Genomic DNA, 7,027 nt, shown 5'->3' on the forward strand with positions numbered 1-7,027 from the left:
ATTTGGTATCATAATTTAATTTTACCAAAAAATCGCTGTAAGTTTAATGCCTACAGCGATTTTCTTTTTAGGAGAGTTTTTTTACATCCCCTTTAAAAATCCTTTACCATTCACCAGGGTAGGCCTTTATATTAACCTCTACATTGTGTTTTCTTCCCCAGATTTGACATTCGCTCTCGGAATTTAGATATACATCTATAATATTTCCTTTAATTGCTCCACCTGTATCTGAAGCAACTGCTAATCCATATCCACTAACCTCAACTAGGCTTCCAAGTGGAATAACTCTTGGATCAACTGCGATTGTACTTGTTCCATTAGGATTATAAGTTACTGCTTTTCCTGTTGCAGTTCTGCCGCCTCCAGTATATGCAGTAGCTTGAACATATAATGTTTTCTTTGATAAATAAGTTTCCCCACCTCTACTTGTTTTTTGAATAGCACCACCAACTGTTACCTTTTCAGTTTGTGGTTCAGTTAAAGGGGTTTCACTTACCTTCTCCTTAGATATTATCTCATCATCATGTTTTACTACTTTATAAGCAACTTCCTTAGTTCCAACGACTCCACTTGAAGTTACTTCTCTAAAAGTATTAACTTTGTTATAGTCTATTGTTTGTTCCGTGTCGAATGGTATCTCTTCTATTTCTGTTACCTCATCCTCTTGAACTTTAACTACTTGAATATCCATATCTGATGTAATTGCAGTGTCTTTTTGAGGAGTTACAATGTCTGAATCATTGATTTCAATTCCTTCCTCTTTAAAGTTATCTGCCTCAGCAAGTAGCATATCTCCTATTGTGTCTTCAGCTGTTGAAATTTCTCGCTCTTCACCTGATATAACAACCTTGACTTGTACAGCTTTCTTTACCGATATAGTATCATTTTTTGATATTTTGGATTCTTTTGACGGCTGCACCTTATCTTTTTCAGCAAGTTCTATTCCTTGCTCCTGCAGCACATCTCCAACAGTCCCTTTATATGTGACAAAAGTTTGTTCATTTCCATCTACATTAATTTTTACCGTTTTTCTCATAGAAACTAGTAAAGTAACTACACAGCATATAGCAATTACTATTCCTAATATTATCTTTGCCTTCGGACCGTTAGAAAAACTTTTGTGTAAGTATTTCTTGAATTTTTCTACCATATAAATTCCCTCCTTTGGCAAGAGCGTCCTAAGAATTATATCTTATAAACAGACATTTTGTCAAATTCACGCTTTGTTCTTGCATTGGATAAAGCTAGTGTTTTAGGGGCTTAGAGGCTCGTAACCCATAGACTACACTTAGCTCTTAATCGAGTTTATTTAGGTGAAGTTTTCTTGTTTAACTGTCCATCGGTCTATAACTTAGTTCTAGTAAACTGTACCTTTATATGTTACCATTTTTTTCCATTCCAGTCAACCTTCTAAAATTCTCATTGACTTGCATATTTAATTGTTTAGGGTCAATTTCTTTTATCTCTGCAATTTTTTCTATAATAAATTCTATATAATCTGATTTATTCCTTTTACCTCTATTAGGCTCTGGTGCCATGTAAGGACAGTCAGTTTCAACTAAAAGTCTGTCTAAAGGTACTTCTTTAACTACTTTTACTAGCTTTTTAGCATTCTTAAATGTTATTACTCCTGTTATTCCTATGTAATATCCAAGCTTTAAGCATTCCTTTGCAAATTCAACGCTTCCTGAGAAACAGTGAACTGTTCCTATAACTTCTGGATACTCTTTCATTATATTTAAAGTATCTTCATGAGCATCTCTATCATGAATTACAACTGGAAGATTTAATTCTTTTGCAAGTTCCATGTGTTTTCTAAATACTTTTCTTTGAACTTCTCTTGGAGGATTTTCATCCCAATGATAATCTAATCCTATTTCTCCAACTGCAATAATTTTTTTATTTTCCTTTATTTTTTCTTTAATTTCATTCATTACTTCATCATTAAATTCATCTGCATTTTCAGGATGTATACCTAATGCTCCATAGATAAAGTCCCACTTCTTAGTGATTTCACATACCTTATCTATACTTTCATAACTAGATGCACAATCTAATATTCCTATAACTCCATTTTCATGAAGTTCCTTAATTAATTCATCTCTATCTACATCAAAAGCTTCATCATCATAATGTGCATGACTGTCAAAAATCTTATATTTATTTTTCATAAAAAACATTCCTTCCAAGTATAAACTCTACATAATAATTATTATATCAAAAAAGGATGACTTATTAAAAATCATCCTGTTTTACCAAAATTGCTGTAGTTTCTTCAAGTGAGTGCAGTATTCATCTACTACGCATTTAACATCCTTCATAAGGCTTTCTTCTAACCCCTGATTATCTTGAATAAACTTATTACCATTCTTAACTTCTATTTCCATATATTTAATTGTATGGCATAAAATTTCCTGATCCTTATCTGCAGTTATAAGTTTTATCTTTTCAAAAATCTGTCCCATGCTTCCTATTATTCCTATAGATTCTGAAGCATTTCCTCCAAGTTCTTTAATTCTCTTTGTAATTACTTTTTCGTGTTTTTTTAAAGAATCTATTATACTTGTAAGTTCCCTTCGAAGCTCCCTAGACTCAGACTTTTCTAAATAATCTTTAAAAGTAGAAATCCCCATATGAATTCCTTTTAAAAACTTATTCATTTCTTGTAAAGTCTTCTTTCTATCCATAAAGTTCACCTCTTTATAGATATTTTCTATCATTTTCATATTTATATACATATTTTCTTAATTTTTTTGACACACAACTGTCATAATCACGTATTATATTAATACTTGTAAAGTAGTTAAAGCATTATTATTTACCCCTTAACTATTCAAGCTATTGAGTAGTTATCATCAGAGTATCACATCCCCTATTGTTGGTACTCTGATTTTTATTTACACTCTTTTTTTCAATTTGTTAAGTTCTTTTTCTACATTTTTTCTATCTATTTTTTCAAATAAAATTTCTAATTTATTTATTTTCCCACTATTTTTTTCTACATAGCTCCAAGTAGGTTCTTTAGCACCTAAAATATCTCTTATTTTCTTTGAAACCACTGGCATAAAAGGTTCAAATAAATTTGAAAGATTAACTATAAACTGAACGCATATATATAATGTATTTTCACATTTTAATTTATTCTTTTCTAAACTCACCCAAGGTTTTTCATTATCAAAATACTTATTTGCATCCTTAACCATCTTCATAATTTTTGATAAGCCTTCTTTAAAACGTCCCTCTTCTATTAAATCTCCAACCTCAAAATAAAGGTTAAACAATTTATTTTTCATCTCTAAAGGCATCTTTCCCCTAGGTATATTTCCTTCAAAATTATTCTCAATAAATGATAAAGTTCGATTTACAAAATTTCCGTACAGTCCTACTAATTCATTATTATTGGTACTAATAAAATCTTTCCATCTAAAATCTGAAGCCTTAATCTCTGGGCCATTTAGCATCAAGTAATATCTCAAGGAATCTACATTGTAATTTTCAGCAATATAGTCTACCCATATAGCCCAGTTTTTCACAGTAGAAAACTGTTTTCCTTCTAACTTTAAATATTCACTTGAAATTTCTATTATGTTAGGGTTTTTTATACCAAGACCTGATAATAAAGATGGAAATATAACTGTATGAAAAGGAATATTGTCTTTACCATGAACGAAGTAAACTTTGCTATCTTCTCCGCCCCAATAATCTAAATAATCTTCTCCTCTCTGCTCTGCACACTGCATACTAGCAGTTAAATATCCACAAACCGCTTCAATCCATACATATATCTTCTTATCTTCAAATCCTTTTAAAGGCACATCAATTCCCCATTCAAAATCTCTTGTAATTGCTCTATCTCTTAATCCACCGTCTAAATATCTCTTTGTTATAACTTGAGCATTTTCTCTCCATCCATGTTGTCTTATAAAAGCTCTCCTAACATCCTTTTCAAATTTAGATAAAGCAAAAAATAAATGCTTACTTTTCTTTGTAGTAGGTACTTTATTGCAAAATCTACATCTTTTATCTATTAATTCACTTGAACCACACATTGAAGGACACTGTCCATCTATAGATTCTTTATTGCAATTAGGGCATATTCCTTTTACATCACTATCTAATAAGAAAACTTTACATTCTTCACAATAATGCTGCTCAGTTTCTTTTTCATATATATATCCTTTTTCATATAGATACAATATAAATTCTTTAACTTTTTTACTATGATACTCAGTATGAGTCCTAGTAAATAAATCAAAGGAAAAATTTAATTTATTAAAGCATTTTACAAATTCCTTATGGTACTTTTCTGAAGTTTCTTGTGGCGTTAAACCTTCTTCTTTAGCTTTACTGTATACAGGCATTCCATGAGAATCACTTCCTGATACAAAAATCACATCATCCCCCATTAATCTATGATATCTAGCTAATATATCTCCAGGTAAAAGTACTGCTACTCTTCCTAAATGAAGGGGTCCATTAGCATATGGCCATGCGTTACCCACTATTACATTCATAAAAAACCCCCTTAAAATTAAGCACTATACAGAAAAATCTATATAGTGCCTTAAATAAATATTAAAATTATCTTACTATGCTTCCTGTTGGTAAATCACCTGGATCAACAGCTTTTAATACGCTGTCATCATCAGTTGCTGCGCAAAGAATCATTCCTTGTGATAATTCTCCTCTAAGTTTAACTGGTTTTAAGTTAGCTACAAGTACAACATTTTTTCCTACTAATTCTTCTGGTTTATAGAATTTAGCTACTCCTGATACTACCTGTCTTTCTTCTCCACCTAAATCAACTTTTAATTTAAGTAATTTCTTAGCTCCCTTAACTGGTTCACACTCTAAAACCTTAACTACTCTTAAATCTAACTTTTCAAAATCATCTATAGTGATTTCTTCTTTAATAGGAGTTATTTCTCTTTTAGCTGGCTTATTAGCTTCTTGAAGTTTTGCTAATTCTTCTAACTTAGCATCAACATCTATTCTTGGGAATAAGTTTTCACCCTTAACAACCTTTGTTCCTACAATAGTTCCATCAAAGCTCTTTAATGATTCCCATGAAAGGTTAGTAGCAGCTATTTGCTTATTCATCTTTTCAGCTGTTTCTGGTAAGAATGCTGAAAGTAATACTGATGCAAATCTTAAAGATTCAGCTAAGTTATATAAAACTGTTCCTAATCTTTCTTTCTTATCTTCATCCTTAGCAAGTATCCAAGGAGTTGTTTCATCTATATATTTATTAGCTCTTCCTATTAAATCAAATATAGCTTCTAAAGCACTTGGAATTTGTAATTCATCTATGAATCCTTCTACCTTCTTAGGAGTTTCTAAAGCAAGGTTTATAAGTTCATCATCGATAGGTTCCTTAGCAGTTGGTGCTGGAATAACTCCTCCAAAATACTTTTCAATCATAGCAACTGTTCTAGATAAAAGGTTACCTAAATCATTACATAAATCTGAGTTTATTTTCTTTATAAATACTTCACTATTGTAAGAACCATCTGAACCAAATGGAATTTCTCTTAATAAGTAGTATCTAACTGCATCTGCTCCAAATTCGTTAACTAAGACTACTGGATCTACTACGTTACCCTTTGATTTTGACATCTTTCCTCCATCAACAAGTAACCATCCATGACCAAATACCTTCTTAGGTAATGGTAAATCTAAAGCCATTAACATAATTGGCCAATAAATTGTATGGAATCTTAAGATATCTTTACCTATTAAATGTACATCTGCTGGCCAGTATTTCTTGAAGTTTTCAGTATTGTCATTTCCATATCCTAAAGCAGTTATATAGTTTGATAATGCATCTATCCAAACATAAACAACATGGTCTGGGTCAAATGTTACAGGAATTCCCCAGTTAAAGCTTGTTCTTGAAATACAAAGATCTTGTAATCCTGGTCTTAAGAAGTTATTAAGCATTTCGTTCTTTCTTGATTCTGGTTCTATGAAACCTGGATGAGTTTCTATATATTCAATTAATCTATCTGCATATTTGTTCATCTTAAAGAAGTAAGCTTCTTCCTTTGACTTTTCAACTGGTCTTCCACAGTCAGGACACTTACCATCTACTAATTGAGTATCTGTCCAGAAAGATTCACATGGTGTACAGTACCATCCTTCATAAGATCCTTTATAAATATCTCCTTGTTTATAAAGCTTTTCAACTATTTCTTGAACTGCTTTTACATGATAATCATCAGTAGTTCTAATGAATTTATCATAGCTTATGTTCATTAATTTCCATAAGTCTTTAATTCCTGCTACTACTTCATCTACATGCTCCTTAGGAGTAATACCTTTTTCTTCAGCTATTCTTTGAATTTTTTGACCATGTTCATCTGTTCCAGTTAAGAACATTACATCAAATCCTGATAATCTCTTAAATCTAGCTACTGCATCTGCTGCAACAGTTGTATAAGTATTACCAATATGTAGATTTGTTGATGGATAATATATTGGTGTTGTTATATAATATGTTTTTTTACATTCATTACACATATCTTAACCTCCTCTAAACTTATAAAAAAAAGTCTCTATATAGGTAATTTTCCTATATAGAGACGTTATTAATCAATAAAAACGCGTTACCACTCTATTTTTTCTTTATCTCACAATAAAGAACTCACTAAGTGACTATCATCACTCTACAATATAACGGTTGCTCCCGTAACTGCCTAATTAAAATATTAACTCAGTAGTTCTGCTCCAAGACCATCTTCATAAAGCTTCCTGTTATTGACTTTCACCAAAATATCAACTCTCTTTAAACATTATTCTTTACTACTCTTCTCTTCATAGCATTTTCATTACAATGATAAATCAAAAAAATACCTGTGTCAATCATTTTTACCATTAGAAAATTGGAATATTTATAATATTAAACTCAATAAAAAAATAAAGGTGTAGTTATTAAAAATGATATGATACCTCTAAAGTAGACATGGTAAATAACCAAACTCTACTTTGGAGGTATTTTTTTATGGGAAGAAAATTTAAATATTCAGTT

At 30.9% G+C, this 7,027-nt stretch carries 5 protein-coding genes and 1 other annotated feature; all 5 genes read right to left on the reverse strand.

The window, feature by feature from the left end:
- Positions 1–103 precede the first annotated feature (103 nt).
- Complete coding sequence (locus BM384_RS18560; RefSeq protein ID WP_090014523.1) at positions 104–1,150, reverse strand: G5 and 3D domain-containing protein; 1,047 nt, start codon at positions 1,148–1,150, stop codon at positions 104–106.
- Positions 1,151–1,373: 223 nt separating this feature from the next.
- Positions 1,374–2,171 (reverse strand): TatD family hydrolase, encoded by a 798-nt coding sequence (locus tag BM384_RS14115; RefSeq protein ID WP_090014525.1) that lies wholly within the window; start codon positions 2,169–2,171, stop codon positions 1,374–1,376.
- A gap of 81 nt (positions 2,172–2,252) precedes the next feature.
- Positions 2,253–2,687, reverse strand: coding sequence for a DUF2383 domain-containing protein (locus BM384_RS14120; protein WP_242946048.1), 435 nt, complete (start codon positions 2,685–2,687; stop codon positions 2,253–2,255).
- A 210-nt stretch (positions 2,688–2,897) separates the two neighbouring features.
- Entirely contained in the window at positions 2,898–4,514 is a 1,617-nt protein-coding gene (gene metG, locus BM384_RS14125) for a methionine--tRNA ligase (protein WP_090014526.1), read from the reverse strand.
- A 67-nt stretch (positions 4,515–4,581) separates the two neighbouring features.
- Positions 4,582–6,519, reverse strand: a complete 1,938-nt coding sequence (gene metG / locus BM384_RS14130; protein ID WP_090014527.1) for a methionine--tRNA ligase — start codon at positions 6,517–6,519, stop codon at positions 4,582–4,584.
- Positions 6,520–6,574: 55 nt separating this feature from the next.
- Positions 6,575–6,826: a binding site (T-box leader), on the reverse strand.
- Positions 6,827–7,027 lie beyond the last annotated feature (201 nt).

The sequence above is a fragment of the Clostridium sp. DSM 8431 genome (assembly GCF_900116755.1).
Classification (GTDB): Bacteria; Bacillota; Clostridia; order Clostridiales; family Clostridiaceae; genus Clostridium.

What these genes read in the sequence shown, in the direction of transcription:
- metG (WP_090014526.1), bottom strand. Translation starts at nt 4,514, where the DNA reads ATGAATGTAATAGTGGGTAACGCATGGCCATATGCTAATGGACCCCTT.
- BM384_RS18560 (WP_090014523.1), bottom strand. Translation starts at nt 1,150, where the DNA reads ATGGTAGAAAAATTCAAGAAATACTTACACAAAAGTTTTTCTAACGGT.
- BM384_RS14120 (WP_242946048.1), bottom strand. Translation starts at nt 2,687, where the DNA reads ATGGATAGAAAGAAGACTTTACAAGAAATGAATAAGTTTTTAAAAGGA.
- BM384_RS14115 (WP_090014525.1), bottom strand. Translation starts at nt 2,171, where the DNA reads ATGAAAAATAAATATAAGATTTTTGACAGTCATGCACATTATGATGAT.
- metG (WP_090014527.1), bottom strand. Translation starts at nt 6,519, where the DNA reads ATGTGTAATGAATGTAAAAAAACATATTATATAACAACACCAATATAT.